At 72.8% G+C, this 12892-nt stretch carries 14 protein-coding genes; 9 read left to right on the top strand and 5 right to left on the bottom strand.

What is annotated here, in order from left to right; all coding sequences use genetic code 11:
* Nucleotides 1-16: 16 nt before the first annotated feature.
* The 6 genes from LX83_RS01870 (at nt 17) to LX83_RS01845 (ending at nt 4517) form a co-directional block, all read left to right on the top strand.
* Complete coding sequence (locus LX83_RS01870; RefSeq protein ID WP_253766244.1) at nt 17-343, top strand: hypothetical protein; 327 nt, start codon at nt 17-19, stop codon at nt 341-343.
* Nucleotides 344-350: 7 nt separating this feature from the next.
* Nucleotides 351-947 carry a non-oxidative hydroxyarylic acid decarboxylases subunit B gene (locus LX83_RS01865; protein ID WP_308203890.1) on the top strand — a complete coding sequence of 199 codons (597 nt, stop codon included), beginning with the start codon at nt 351-353 and terminating at the stop codon, nt 945-947.
* 27 nt (nt 948-974) lie between these two features.
* Nucleotides 975-2405 (top strand): non-oxidative hydroxyarylic acid decarboxylases subunit C, encoded by a 1431-nt coding sequence (locus LX83_RS01860; RefSeq protein WP_253766242.1) that lies wholly within the window; start codon nt 975-977, stop codon nt 2403-2405.
* A gap of 28 nt (nt 2406-2433) precedes the next feature.
* Nucleotides 2434-2673: a non-oxidative hydroxyarylic acid decarboxylases subunit D gene (locus LX83_RS01855; RefSeq protein ID WP_253766240.1), complete on the top strand. Its 240-nt coding sequence runs from the start codon at nt 2434-2436 to the stop codon at nt 2671-2673.
* A gap of 165 nt (nt 2674-2838) precedes the next feature.
* Entirely contained in the window at nt 2839-3633 is a 795-nt protein-coding gene (locus LX83_RS01850; protein ID WP_253766238.1) for an SDR family NAD(P)-dependent oxidoreductase, read from the top strand.
* 50 nt (nt 3634-3683) lie between these two features.
* On the top strand, nt 3684-4517 hold the full coding sequence (locus LX83_RS01845; protein ID WP_253766236.1) for an aldo/keto reductase: 834 nt from the start codon (nt 3684-3686) through the stop codon (nt 4515-4517).
* A 57-nt stretch (nt 4518-4574) separates the two neighbouring features.
* Here the strand turns inward: LX83_RS01845 and LX83_RS01840 are convergent, their stop codons facing one another.
* Entirely contained in the window at nt 4575-5453 is an 879-nt protein-coding gene (locus LX83_RS01840; RefSeq protein ID WP_253766234.1) for a ketopantoate reductase family protein, read from the bottom strand.
* A 146-nt stretch (nt 5454-5599) separates the two neighbouring features.
* On the opposite strand from LX83_RS01840, the gene LX83_RS01835 reads away from it, so the two are divergent.
* The gene (locus LX83_RS01835; protein ID WP_253766232.1) at nt 5600-6055 is read left to right on the top strand and encodes a winged helix-turn-helix transcriptional regulator; all 456 of its coding nucleotides are present in this window, start codon (nt 5600-5602) and stop codon (nt 6053-6055) included.
* A gap of 118 nt (nt 6056-6173) precedes the next feature.
* The gene (locus tag LX83_RS01830; RefSeq protein ID WP_253766230.1) at nt 6174-7166 is read left to right on the top strand and encodes a zinc-binding dehydrogenase; all 993 of its coding nucleotides are present in this window, start codon (nt 6174-6176) and stop codon (nt 7164-7166) included.
* A gap of 25 nt (nt 7167-7191) precedes the next feature.
* Here the strand turns inward: LX83_RS01830 and LX83_RS01825 are convergent, their stop codons facing one another.
* A complete protein-coding gene (locus tag LX83_RS01825) occupies nt 7192-7791 on the bottom strand; it encodes a TetR/AcrR family transcriptional regulator (RefSeq protein WP_253766228.1) in 600 nt (199 codons plus the stop codon).
* A gap of 75 nt (nt 7792-7866) precedes the next feature.
* Between LX83_RS01825 and LX83_RS01820 the strand changes: the two genes are divergently transcribed.
* On the top strand, nt 7867-8886 hold the full coding sequence (locus tag LX83_RS01820) for an aldo/keto reductase (RefSeq protein ID WP_253766226.1): 1020 nt from the start codon (nt 7867-7869) through the stop codon (nt 8884-8886).
* Nucleotides 8887-8908: 22 nt separating this feature from the next.
* On the opposite strand, the gene LX83_RS01815 is transcribed toward LX83_RS01820, so the two are convergent.
* The 3 genes from LX83_RS01815 to LX83_RS01805 form a co-directional block, all read right to left on the bottom strand.
* Nucleotides 8909-10621 (bottom strand): molybdopterin-dependent oxidoreductase, encoded by a 1713-nt coding sequence (locus LX83_RS01815; protein ID WP_253766224.1) that lies wholly within the window; start codon nt 10619-10621, stop codon nt 8909-8911.
* Between the two features lie 91 nt (nt 10622-10712).
* A complete protein-coding gene (locus LX83_RS01810) occupies nt 10713-11858 on the bottom strand; it encodes a glycosyltransferase (protein ID WP_253766222.1) in 1146 nt (381 codons plus the stop codon).
* Nucleotides 11859-12854 (bottom strand): glucosyl-3-phosphoglycerate synthase, encoded by a 996-nt coding sequence (locus LX83_RS01805; protein ID WP_253766221.1) that lies wholly within the window; start codon nt 12852-12854, stop codon nt 11859-11861.
* Nucleotides 12855-12892: the final 38 nt, after the last annotated feature.

Below are 12892 nucleotides of genomic sequence, written 5' to 3'. Positions count from 1 at the left end.
CCACCAGGGAGCCGCCATGCCCGAATCCACTGTGGATGGACCCGTGCCGGACACGCTCATGTGGGAGGTGCGCGCCCACCCGGACCGGCTCGACGACCTGCTGGACTGGCTCGACCTGGCCGTGTTCCCGGACCTGGCCGACCAGCCCGGGTGCCGGCGCGTCGACGTCTACACCGGCGAGCAGCACCGGGTGGTGCTCATCGCGCGCTTCGCCGGCGCGCCCACCGTGGTTCCCGATCCACCGGTCGAGCTGGTCGCCCGGCCGCCGCACCAGTGGCGCTTCACCCACCGCCGCGGCCGGCCGGGGCACACCGGTTCGGCGGTCGAGGGCGGGCCGGGGTGAGGACGGCGTGCGACTCATCGTGGGAATGACCGGGGCGACGGGCGCCCGGCTGGGGGTGCGGCTGCTCACGGTGCTGCGCCGGATGGCGGACGTGGAGACGCATCTGGTGCTGAGCCGGTGGGCGCGCACCACCATCGAACTGGAGACGCCCTACTCGCAGCGGGAGGTGGCCGGGCTCGCCGACGTGGTGTACGGCAGCGCGGACCAGGCGGCGGCCATCTCCTCGGGATCGTTCCGCACGGACGGCATGGTCGTCGTGCCGTGCAGCATGAAAACGCTTGCCGGGATCCGCTCCGGGTACGCGGCCGGCCTGCTCGGCCGGGCGGCGGACGTGGTGCTCAAGGAGGGGCGCCGGCTGGTGCTGGTGCCCAGGGAGACCCCGCTGAGCGAGATCCACCTGGAGAACATGCTCGCGCTGGCCCGGATGGGGGTGCGGATCGTGCCGCCCGTGCCCGCGTTCTACAACCACCCGCGAACCGTCGACGACATCGTGGACCACGTGGTGGTCCGGGTGCTCGACCAGTTCGACCTGGCCACGCCGACCGCGCGCCGGTGGGCCGGCCTGGCCGAGGCCCGGCGGGACCGCCCGAGCGATCGCGGCTGAGCCGGCGGAAGTCCAAGGAGGACCCTGATGCCCCACGACGACCTGCGCTCGTTCCTGGACGTGCTCGACGCGGCCGGGCAGTTGCTGCGGATCAGCGACGAGGTCGCGCCCGAGCCGGACCTGGGGGCGGCGGCCAACGCCGTGGCCCGGCTCGGCGAGAACGCGCCCGCGCTGTACTTCGACAACGTCACCGGGTTCACCGACGCCCGGATCGCCCTCAACGTGCACGGTTCCTGGGCCAACCACGCCCTCGCCCTGGACCTGCCGGCCGACACCGCGGTCAAGGAACAGGTCGCGGAGTTCATCCGCCGCTGGGAGACCTTCCCGGTCCCGCCGGAGCGGCGCGCCGATCCCGGGTGGGCGCGCAACACGCGCACCGGCGGGGAGGTGGACGTGTTCGAGGTGCTGCCGCTGTTCCGGCTCAACGACGGTGACGGCGGGTTCTACATCGACAAGGCCGTGGTCGTCTCCCGCGATCCCGACGAGCCGGACAACTTCGACAAGCAGAACGTCGGCGTGTACCGGATCGAGGTCAAGGGCCGCGCCAAGCTGGGCCTGCAACCGGTGCCCATGCACGACATCGCGCTGCACCTGCGCAAGGCCGAGGAGAACGGCGCGGACCTGCCGGTGGCCATCGCCGTGGGCAACGACCCGATCATCAGCATCGTCGGGGGCACCCCGCTGGCCTACGACCAGTCCGAGTACGAGATGGCCGGCGCGCTGCGCGGCGCGCCCGCGCCGATCGCCACCGCCCCGCTCACCGGTTTCGACGTCCCGTGGGGCGCCGAGGTGGTGCTGGAGGGGGTCATCGAGGGCCGCAGGCGGGAGATCGAGGGCCCGTTCGGCGAGTTCACCGGCCACTACTCGGGTGGCCGCAACATGACGGTGGTGCGGGTGGACCGGATCTCGTTCCGCGACCGGCCGGTGTTCGAGTCGCTCTACCTGGGCATGCCGTGGACGGAGATCGACTACCTGATCGGGCCGGCCACCTGCGTGCCGATCTACCAGCAGCTCAAGGCCGACTTCCCGGAGGTGCGGGCGGTCAACGCGATGTACACGCACGGGCTGCTGGCGGTCATCGCCACGGGCAAGCGCTACGGCGGCTTCGCCAAGGCGGTGGGGATGCGCGCGCTGACCATCCCGCACGGACTCGGTTACTGCAAGGTCATCATCGTGGTCGACGAGGACGTGGACCCGTTCAACCTGCCGCAGGTGATGTGGGCGCTGTCCACCAAGGTCAACCCGGCCGGCGACGTGCTCAACCTGCCCAACCTGTCGGTGCTGGAGCTGGACCCCGGCTCGCAGCCGCCCGGCATCTCCAACAAGCTGATCATCGACGCCACCACGCCGGTCGAGCCGGACGCCCGGGGGCACTACAGCCAGCCGGTGACCGACCTGCCCGAGGCCGCGGCCTGGATCGACCGGCTGCGCCGCCTGCTGGCCGCCAGGGCGGGCTGAACCGTCCACACCGGAAGGAGGACCTGGCATGAGCTGTCCCCGCTGTGACCACGACACCACCGCCACGCTCGCCGAGTCACCGGTTCCCGGGGTGTGGCAGGTGCTGCAGTGCCAGCGCTGCCTGTACACCTGGCGCACCACCGAGCCGGCGCGCCGGACCCAGCGCGACGCCTATCCGGCGGAGTTCCGGATGACCCAGGCCGACATCGACAACGCACCCGAGGTGCCGTCGATCCCCCCGCTGCGCCGCTCCGGCGGTGCCGGGTGACGCACGGCGAGCAGCAGGGTGAACCCGGTCACCCGGGGCAGCGGCCGGCCGCGCCCGAATCTGCCGCGTGATACGTTAGTCGGCGTAGGCAATAAGACGCGTGTGCAAATAAGCTGCCGGCGCGGGCGGTCCGCCCACCGGCAGAGCGATGAGGAGTGACCCCTGATGCAGATCGACCTGAGTGGACGCACCGCGCTGGTCACCGGGTCAACCGCGGGTATTGGCTACGCCACGGCGGAGGCGCTGGCCAGGGCCGGTGCCGAGGTGGTCGTCAACGGCCGCGACGCCGACCGGGTGGCCGGCGCCGTGGACGCGCTGCGCGAGGCCACCGGCTCCCCGAAACTGCGGGGCGTCGCCGCGGACGTGGCCACCGCGGCGGGTGCCGCGAGCCTGGTCGCCGAGGTGCCCGACGTCGACGTGCTGGTGAACAACGCCGGGATCTTCTCGGCCACGCCGGTCTTCGAGATCCCCGACGCGGAGTGGCAGCGCTTCTTCGAGGTGAACGTCCTCTCCGGGGTTCGGCTGGCCCGGCACTACACGCCGCGCATGGTCGAGCGCGGCTGGGGCCGGGTCATCTTCGTCAGCAGCGAGTCCTCCGTGCAGACGCCCACCGAGATGGTGCACTACGGGATGACCAAGACCGCGCAGCTCGCGGTGTCCCGGGGCATGGCCCAGGCCGTGGCCGGGAGCGGGGTCACCGTGAACAGCGTGCTGCCCGGTCCCACCCTGACCCCGGGCGTGGAGGAGTTCATCGCCAGCCGGGTCGGCGCCGGCATCTCCTTCGAGGAGGCCGAGCGCCGGTTCATCCAGGAGGAGCGGCCCACCTCGCTGCTGGGCCGGCTGATCCGGCCGCACGAGGTCGCCAACTTCATCACCTACCTGGCCTCCGAGCACTCCTCGGCCACCACCGGCGGTGCGCTGCGCGTCGACGGCGGCGTGGCGACCAGCATCATCCCCTGACCGCACAACCGGACCCCACCGAGTCCAGAGGGTCCAGAGAGGACATCCGCATGACGGACGTGCCCACTGTCAAGCTCAACAACGGCGTGCACATGCCGCAGGTGGGCTTCGGCGTCTTCCAGGTGCCGGACGACGAGACCACGGCGGCGGTCAAGGCCGCCATCGCGGCCGGCTACCGCAGCATCGACACGGCCGCGGTCTACGGCAACGAGGCCGGTGTCGGCCGCGCCCTGGCCGAGTCCGATGTGGACCGGAGCGAGCTGTTCGTCACCACCAAGGTGTGGAACTCCGACCACGGCTACGACCAGACGCTGCGCGCCTTCGACGCCAGCCTCGACCGGCTCGGTCTGGACACCCTCGACCTCTACCTGATCCACTGGCCCACCCCCGAGCGCGACCGGTACGTGGACACCTGGCGGGCACTGGTCAAGCTCCAGGAGGACGGGCGGGTCCGCGCCATCGGGGTGTCCAACTTCCAGCCGGCGCACCTGCGGCGCGTCATCGACGCCACCGGCGTGGTGCCCTCGGTCAACCAGATCGAGCTGCACCCCTTCCTGCAGCAGGAAGAACTGCGGGCCGTCCACGCCGAGCACGGCATCGCCACCGAGGCGTGGAGCCCGCTGGCCAAGGGCGGTGACCTGCTCGGCCACCCGGCGATCACCGCGCTGGCGCGGCGGCACGGCCGGACCCCGGCGCAGGTGGTGCTGCGCTGGCACCTGCAGCTGGGCAACATCGTGATCCCCAAGTCGGTCACGCCCTCGCGGATCGCCGAGAACCTGGCGCTGTTCGACTTCTCGCTCACCGACGAGGACATGGCCCAGCTCGCCCCGCTGCACGACGGCACCCGCACCGGGCCCGACCCGGACACGTTCAACGCGGCCTGACCGCACGCGCCCGGCCCGGCCGGTCCACCCCGGCCGGGCCACGCGCGGCGGGTGGGGTCAGCCCTGCTCGGCGGCGAGGATGGTGCGCACCACCTCGACCGTGGTGGCCGCCTTGGTCGGGCCCAGCGCGCGGATGATCGGCCCGGCGATCGCGTCCAGCTCCAGCGTCCGCCGCGCCCGGAAGTCCTTGAGCATCGAGGACTTCGTGGTGGCCGGCAGCGCCCGCAGCCGGGCCACGACCGCGTCCGGGTCGACGGTGACCGAGCAGGCGCTCGCGGCCGAGGTCGCCTCGTCCACCAGCGGGCGCAGCCACGGCTCCCGACTGGTGCACGCCTCGCCGATGGGCGCGTTCGCGCCGGTGGTCAGCAGGGCGAGCGGCGCGAGGAAGGTCAGCTTGCGCCACAGCACCACGTTCTCGTCCGGATGGGTGTCGACGTGCAGACCCAGCGACCGAACCAGGTCGGCGACCTCGGCCCCGGCCGGTGTCCCGTCCGCGACCGCCACGTCGGACATCGGGGTCAGTTGTTCGACCACGCCGGGCTCGTGCCGGGTGGCCTCGATGGCGATGGTGGCCGCCACCACCTGGGCGGCCGGGTAGTGGGCGCGCAGCACCGGCAGGTGGTCCACCCCGTTGAGCAGCGGCACCACCGTGGCCGAGCCGAGCACCGGCTGCGGCACCCGGCTCAGCGCCGCGAGCAGTTCGGTCGCCTTGGTCGCGATGAACAACACGTCCACCGGCTCGGTCAGCCAGGGCCGCGCCACCGGGTGGGTCACGACCGGCGGGCTGTCCGGTCCCTGGAAGGTCAGTCCGCCCGCGGTGATCCGCGCGGCCGTGCGCTCCGTGGCCACCACGGTCACCGCGTGGCCGGCCGCCTCGAACCGGGCCGCCAGCACCCCGCCGACTCCGCCAGGGCCCAGCACACCGATCGCAGCCATGGTTCCTCCAGGTTTCCCAAGGGTTTCGGTTAGTTCCACTGTGGAAGTAAGTCGGGACCGTACCCGATGTTCCCGCGTTGGTACAGTGGGTTCCACGATGGAAGGCGCCCAGTGGGGGAGACGTGCGGCACAAGAGCTTCGAGGGCATGAACTGTCCCATCGCGCTGACCCTGGAAGAGGTGGGCGAGTGGTGGAGCCTGCTGATCATCCGGGACGCGCTGCACGGCCTGACCCGCTTCGACGAGTTCCAGCAGAGCCTGGGCATCTCGCCGAACTCGCTGACCAGGCGGCTGACCGAGCTGTGCGCCGCCGGCCTGCTTGAGCGCCGGCGCTACCAGGACCGGCCACCCCGCGACGAGTACCTGCTCACCGCGCGCGGCCGCGACCTCCAGCCGGTCGTGGAGGCGCTGGCCGCCTGGGGCCGCAAGCACGTGACCCGCAAGAAGGGCAACGTCCGGCTGCTGGACAGCGCCACCGGCGCGGAGGCGGACCCGGTGCTGGTCGACCGGAACACCGGCCGGGCGGTCAACCTCGACGACTTCCGCTACGTGGCAATGCCCACCGCGCACCCGGTGAAGCGCAGGCGCCTGCCGCGCGACTAGGTGTGACCGGGTGTCCTATGAGGATCTTCACAGCTCGCGATCATGGGAATTTCCGGTTCTGGCTCTGAAGTTCCCGAACTGAGTGTCCAGACACGCGAGTGAGCAGTGGAGGCAGTGGATGAAGGCCGTGGTGCACGTGGGTCGGCCCGGACTCGCCGGGCTGACGGTCCAGGACATCGACACCCCGACCCCGGGGGACACCGAGGTGCTGGTGCGGGTGCGGTCGGCCGCCCTCAACCACCGGGACCTGTTCGTGTTCGAGGCCAGGCAGCCGGATGCGGGGCCGTTCGTGCCCGGTTCGGACGGCGCCGGGGTGGTGGCCGCGGTCGGGTCCGCTGTGGACGGTGTGGCCCCGGGTGACGAGGTGATCATCGACCCCACCCTGGGCTGGCGCAGCCGGGCGGAGGTGCCCGAGGTGCCCGAGATCCTGGGCGGGCCGACCAACGGGACCTTCGCCGAGTTCGTCACCGTGCCGGCGGAGAACGTGGTCGCCAAGCCGAGCCACCTGGACTGGGCCGAGGCGGCGGCGCTGCCGCTGTCCGGGGTCACCGCCTACCGCGCGCTGTTCACCCGGGGCGGGCTGCGCGCCGGCGAGCACGTGCTGCTGCCCGGCATCGGCAGTGGGGTGGCCACCATCGCGCTGGCCATGGCCAAGGCGGCCGGTGCCCGGGTCAGCGTCACCTCACGCGGTCAGGACAAGCTGGACCGCGCCCTGGGCCTGGGTGCGGACCACGCGGTGAGCAGCTCCGGTGACTGGCGGGAGCTGCTGCCCGAACCCGTCGACCTGGTGGTGGACAGCGTTGGCTCGGCCACCTTCGACGCGTGCCTGCGCGTGCTGCGCCCCGGCGGGCGGCTGGTCTCGCTCGGCGCGACCACCGGCCCCGACGTCACCCTGTCCCTGCGCGAGCTGTTCTTCCGGCAGATCAGCCTGCTGGGCACCTCGATGGGCAGTGCCGAGGACTTCCACGACATGGTGGCCTTCGTCGCCGAACACCGGCTCCGGCCGGTGGTCCACCGCGCCGTCCCGCTGGCCGAGGGGCCGGCCGCGCTCGCCGCGCTGGCCGGGGGCGAGCAGTTCGGCAAGCTCGTGCTCACCGTCAGCGCGGCCTGAGCGAGCACCGGCGGCGCCCCGGCCCTCACGCGGTGGCCAGCAGGGCCGGGGCGAGGCCGTCGACGAGCCGGTCGGCGTAGTCCGGGGTGACGGGTGCGCGGCTGACCAGGAGCCGGTAGTAGAGGGCGCCGTAGATCGCGTCGATGATCACCTCGATGTCCAGGTCGGGCGCGAACTCGCCCGCCTCGACCGCGGCCGCGATGAGCTGGTGGGCGGCGGCGCGCCGGTCGGCGACGAACCGCTCGCGCAGCGCGGTGGCGAGTTCGGCATCGTGCTGGCTGGCCGCGACGAGCGCGACGAACGGCAGCCGCGCGCGCGGTTCGCTCATCAGCTGGGCCACCCGGCGCACCTGCGCGCGCAGGCGGGTGATCGCGTCGCCCTCGTCCGGGAAGCCCATTCGCGGGCTGATGGCGTCGGCGAAGGCGTCCATCAGCACCGCGGCCTTGTTGGGCCACCAGCGGTAGATGGTGTTCTTGCTGACGCCGGCGTGCGCGGCGATGTCGTCCATGGTCAGGGCCTGCAGGCCCTGGTCGGTCAGCAGTTCCAGCGCCGCCGTGAGCACGGCCCGCTGTGATCGCTCGCTGCGCGGCCGCCCGGGGCGGCGCGCCTTGCCGGGATCTGTCACGCCCCCGAGTCTAGCAATTATGATACTGTGCGTTCAGTATCGAAATTCGCCCACGGGGGCGAGACGGAGGACGACGTGGAGTACACCCAGCTCGGTCGCAGCGGCCTGACGGTGTCCCGGCTGGTGCTCGGCACCATGAACTTCGGGCCGGAAACATCCGAACAGGACAGTCACGCGATCATGGACCGCGCCCACGAGCACGGCATCAACTTCTTCGACACGGCCAACGTCTACGGCGGTGCCGCCGGCCGGGGCGGGCGGCGGACCGGCGAGGGGCCGGGCGCCACCGAGCAGATCATCGGCCGGTGGTTCGACACCGGCGGCGGCCGGCGGGAGCGGACCGTGCTGGCCACCAAGGTCTACCTGCCGATGGGCGACTGGCCCAACGAGAACCGGCTGTCCGCGCTGCACATCCGGCGCGCCTGCGACGCCTCGCTCGCGCGGCTGCGGACCGACCACATCGACCTGTACCAGATGCACCACATCGACCGGAACACGCCGTGGGAGGAGATCTGGGAGGCCTTCCACGTGCTGCGCCAGCAGGGCAAGGTGCTCTACTTCGGCTCGTCCAACTTCGCCGGCTGGCACATCGCCCAGGCGCAGGAGGCCGCCCGGACGCGGCACTTCCTCGGCCTGGTCAGCGAGCAGTCGATCTACAACCTGATGAGCCGCTGGGTCGAACTGGAGGTGCTGCCGGCCGCGCGGCACTACGGGCTGGGCGTCATCCCGTGGTCGCCGCTGCACGGCGGGGCGCTCGGCGGCGTCCTGCGCAAGCAGCGCGAGGGCGGCGCCTCCCGGGGCACGTCCGGGCACGCGGCCGACGCGCTGGCCGCACACCGGGACGCCATCGCGGCCTACGAGAACCTGTGCGCCGAGATCGGCGAGGACCCCGCCCACGTCGGGCTGGCCTGGCTGCTCGCGCAGGACGGCGTGACCGGGCCGATCATCGGGCCGAGGACGGTCGCGCAGCTCGACGGCTCGCTGCGCGCGCTGGAGATCACGCTCGACAGCGCCACCCTGGCCGCGTTGGACGAGCTGTTCCCGCCGCCCGCGCCCAACGGGGCCAAGCCCGCGCCCGAGGCCTACGCCTGGTGACCGCCGGCGCCGGACCCGCCGCTCAGATGGCGGCGGTGACGCCGTAGAACTTGTGGTCCTCGTTGTAGCCGCCGTGGCCAGCGCCGACCGCGTGGTAGTCGGTCACGAACTCGATCCGCTCGATCCACTTGACCTGCTTGTAGCCCAGCTCGTTCTCGTTGCGCAGCCGCAGCGGGGCGCCGTGCTCCAGCGGCAGCGGTTCGCCGTTCATCGCCCAGGCCAGCAGGCAGTGCGGCGCGCACAGCTGGTCCAGCGGGTGGGCGTCGTAGTACGGGCCGCCGGACAGGCCGGGCCCGTAGGAGTAGAACACCGCCCAGCGGGCCTGCGGCAACGGCCGGACGCGGTCGATCAGGGCGGCCATCGGCACCCCGGTCCACGCGGCAACCCCGGACCAGCCCTGGATGCAGTTGTGCTGGCTGACGTGGCTGGCCGTGCCCAGCGCGCGCAACTGCTCCAGGGTCAGCTCCACCGGCCGCTCCACCGCGCCGCAGACCCGCAGCCGGTAGTCGCGGAAGCCGTTGTCGGCCAGCCGCCGGTAGCGCTCGGAGTCGGGCAGCAGGCCGTTGGCCCAGAAGTACGGCGACACCGTGCGTGCCGGGTAGGACGCGCTGGGCCGCAGCCGGCCGAGGGTGGCGCGCACCAGCCGCATGCTGGTGCGCTCAAAGGCGGTCTGCAGGCCGCGCGGCCAGCGCCAGGTGGTCACGTTGGCGGCGACGTTGAGCCCCACCACCGCGGCCAGGATCGCCAGGGCCAGCAGGGGACCGGCCCAGCCGTGGCCGGGCGCGCCGAACACCATGTTGTTGAGGTTGCGGCGCAGCCCGGTGATCGCGACCACGGCGACGTGCACCACGGTGAACACCGCGAAGTAGCAGAGCAGCAGGAAGTGCAGGGACCGCGCGATCTGCCGGTTGCCGAACAGCCGTTCGTAGCGCGGAAAGCGGTTCACCAGCGCGGGCGACTGGGCGAGCCCGGTCAGCACGGCCGCCGGTGCGGCCAGGAACACCGTGGCGAAGTAGGTGAGCTGTTGCAGGGCGTTGTAGCCGGGCGCGCCCTCGCCCGGCGGCAGCGCGAACCGGGCGTAGCTGCTGGCGCAGCTGACCGCGCTGGGCGCCAGCGCCGCGCTGGTGGGCACCAGGCGCCGCCACTCCCCGGTGACCACCAGCAACACCAGGTAGGCCACGCCGATCGCGATCCAGGTGGGGGCGGCGAGGAAGTGCCACGACCGGGCCTGGCCCACGGTGTGCCGGCCGCCGGGCAGCCCGACCGCGCCGCTCAGGTGCACCGAGTCGTCCAGCGAGGTCCACGGCCGTCCCCGGGGCACCGGGCCGCGGAAGCGCAGCCACTCGCGGCCCGGCGTGCTGTGCGCGTCGGCGTACAGCCGGGGGTGGTCGGCCAGGATCTGCAGGCCGCTGCGCGCCAGCAGCACCAGCAGCAGCAGGTTGAACCAGTGCAACCCGCGCAGCCAGGCCGGGAAGTCCGTGGGCACGTCGGCCTGGGCCAAATGACAGGGGTGGGCGGCGACGAAGGCCCGGCCGGCCGGGCTGGCCGCCCACCACGCGTTGGCCACCAGCACCACCGCGGCCAGCACGACCACCGGCACCGCCAGCAGCACCACCGTCCGGTACCGGCCCCGCCACCGGAACCAGCCCGGCCCCATCGCCACCGTGGGGCTGCGCCCGCCGGACTGGTCGTGGCTCGGGTGGGGCACCACACGCTCGGGTGTGGACAGTCGCACGACCCACCTCCCGCGTTGGGGCGCGTCCGCGAAGCCACCTGGTGGCCGCTCCCCGGCCGAACGAGGACTTCGCGGACCCGCCGAGGTTCCATCACCGTCCACTCAGGACTCGTTCGTAGAGCCGGCAGTACCCGTCGGCCATCACCGCCGGGCTGAACCGCCGCGCGGCCGTGCGCCGGCAGTCGGCCGGGCTCAGCGTGCGCGCCCGCCGCACCAGCGCGGCCAGCCCGTCCTCGTCGTCGGGTGCGGCCAGCAGCCCGGTGTGCCCGTGCTCGACCAGCTCGGGCAGGCAGCCCCTGGCGTAGCCGACCACCGGGGTGCCCAGCGCGAGGGACTCCACCACGGCCGTGCCGCCGGGCTCCTCCCAGCACAGCGGGAACAGCGTGGCCAGGGCGTGCGCGACCAGTTGGTCGCGCTCGGCCGAGGACACCGAGCCGATCCAGCGCACCCGGTGCCCGTCCACGTGCTGGCGCACCTGGTCGCACCAGTAGGCCACGTCCGGGTTCTGCCTGGCGTCCGGGTCCTCGGCCAGTGCCCTGGCCAGCGCCGGCGGGTCGTGGTGCGGGCCGACCGGTCCGGCAAGCACCACGTCGACCGCGATCCGGTGGGCCAGGCGCGCCGCGACGTGCTGGCCCTTGCCCGGCGTGATCCGGCCCAGCACCACCAGGTAGTCCACCTTGGCCGGGGTGACCCGGCGGTCGGCGTACCGGGCCAGCGGCGTGGCCAGGTGCACGTGGCCGAGGCTGCGCGCGCGCAGCGCGGCCGGCGCCCTGGCCAGCTGGGCCGAGGACACCCCGTTGACGAACACCCGCTCGCTGGCGAAGGTGCCGTACAGGTCGGGATGCTTGGCCAGGTCCCAGTGCAGGGTGTGCAGCACCGGCGGCGCGTGTCCGTCCATCGCGGACAGCACGGTCGGTCCGGCCGCCTCCATGTGGTCGTGCACCAGGTCGATGTCGTCGCGCTGGAGCAGTTGGCGGGCCACCAGGTGCATGTGGGCGTTGGCCACACCCATGACCCGATTGTAGGGCTGTTGCAGGGCGGCGAACTGGGGTCGCTGGTGGACGTGGACCAGCTCGTCGACGGGCAGCTGGCTCTCCCCGACGCTGGCCAGCACCACGCGCACGCCCCGCCGGCGCAGCTCGGGAACCAGCGCGGCCACCATGTTCTCGATGCCGCCGTAGCCGCTGGGCGGCACGGGCAGCCACGGTCCCGTGTTGATCAGGACTCGGAGGGCCATCTACAGCCTCAGCAGATCCGTGGGCACGCCGTCGCGCACCGCGGCCAGTGGGGGGCGCTCGGTGACCGTGACCTCGGTGACCACCACCTCCCGGTCGACCACGGCACCCGACCCGCCCCGGAGGAACTGCGCCAGCGCGGTCGAGGACTGGGCCAGGGGGTGGGCGTGCGGCGCCAGCCGGCGCTGCACGGTGAGCAGGATCTGCGTGGCCATCCGGCCGAGTTCCGGGATGCTCTGGTGGCTGTGCTCGCGACTGCCCAGGTCCACCTGGGCCAGCGCGTCCAGGCCGACGCCGTGCAGCAGGTCCACCAGCAGTCCGATCTCCACGCCGTAGCCGGTGACGAACGGCACCCGCTCCAGCACCTCGCGGCGCCCGGCGTACTCACCGGCCAGCGGCTGGACAAAGCCGGCCAGCGCCGGCCAGTGCAGGTTGATCAGCGGTCGGGCCACCAGTTCGGTCACCCGCCCGCCCCCGTCCGGCACGGTGCCCCGGCTGTCGGTGAGCGGCCGGTGGTAGAAGCCCTTGACGTAGGCGACGTCCTGGTCGAGCAGCAGCGGCCCGAGCAGCCCGGTGACGAACTCGGGCGGAAACGACCGCAGGTCACCGTCGACGAACGCGACCAGGTCGCCGCTGGAGGCGGCCAGGCCCTTCCACAGCGCGTCGCCCTTGCCGTCGGCCGGGGGCAGCTCACCGAGCACGTCGTCCTGGCGGACCACCCGGGCGCCGGCGGCGTGCGCGGCCCGCGCCGTGGCGTCGGTGGACCGGGAGTCCACCACGAGCAACTCGTCGACGAGCCGCAGCCGGCACATCAGCTCGTGCCGGATCACCCGCACGATGTCGCCGATGGTGGCTTCCTCGTTGTGCGCGGGGATCACCACGCTGATCCGCGTGCCGCCCTTGGCCTCGACCAGCGCGCGCGGCGGCCAGTCAGCGGCTCGGCTGGTGCGTCGCGTCAGCCAGTCCAGTGTCCCCGTCGGTAGCTGCTGGTGTCGCATCCCTGTCCCCTGACATCGCCCACGCTGACATCGCTCGC

The organism is Goodfellowiella coeruleoviolacea (assembly GCF_024171785.1).
GTDB lineage: Bacteria > Actinomycetota > Actinomycetes > Mycobacteriales > Pseudonocardiaceae > Goodfellowiella > Goodfellowiella coeruleoviolacea.
This window is presented reverse-complemented; position numbering and strand designations above follow the sequence as displayed.

Excerpts from the sequence above, each read along its gene's own strand:
- LX83_RS01870 (WP_253766244.1), top strand. The coding sequence starts at position 17 with ATGCCCGAATCCACTGTGGATGGACCCGTGCCGGACACGCTCATGTGG.
- LX83_RS01860 (WP_253766242.1), top strand. The coding sequence starts at position 975 with ATGCCCCACGACGACCTGCGCTCGTTCCTGGACGTGCTCGACGCGGCC.
- LX83_RS01855 (WP_253766240.1), top strand. The coding sequence starts at position 2,434 with ATGAGCTGTCCCCGCTGTGACCACGACACCACCGCCACGCTCGCCGAG.
- LX83_RS01850 (WP_253766238.1), top strand. The coding sequence starts at position 2,839 with ATGCAGATCGACCTGAGTGGACGCACCGCGCTGGTCACCGGGTCAACC.
- LX83_RS01845 (WP_253766236.1), top strand. The coding sequence starts at position 3,684 with ATGACGGACGTGCCCACTGTCAAGCTCAACAACGGCGTGCACATGCCG.
- LX83_RS01840 (WP_253766234.1), bottom strand. The coding sequence starts at position 5,453 with ATGGCTGCGATCGGTGTGCTGGGCCCTGGCGGAGTCGGCGGGGTGCTG.
- LX83_RS01835 (WP_253766232.1), top strand. The coding sequence starts at position 5,600 with ATGAACTGTCCCATCGCGCTGACCCTGGAAGAGGTGGGCGAGTGGTGG.
- LX83_RS01830 (WP_253766230.1), top strand. The coding sequence starts at position 6,174 with ATGAAGGCCGTGGTGCACGTGGGTCGGCCCGGACTCGCCGGGCTGACG.
- LX83_RS01810 (WP_253766222.1), bottom strand. The coding sequence starts at position 11,858 with ATGGCCCTCCGAGTCCTGATCAACACGGGACCGTGGCTGCCCGTGCCG.
- LX83_RS01805 (WP_253766221.1), bottom strand. The coding sequence starts at position 12,854 with ATGCGACACCAGCAGCTACCGACGGGGACACTGGACTGGCTGACGCGA.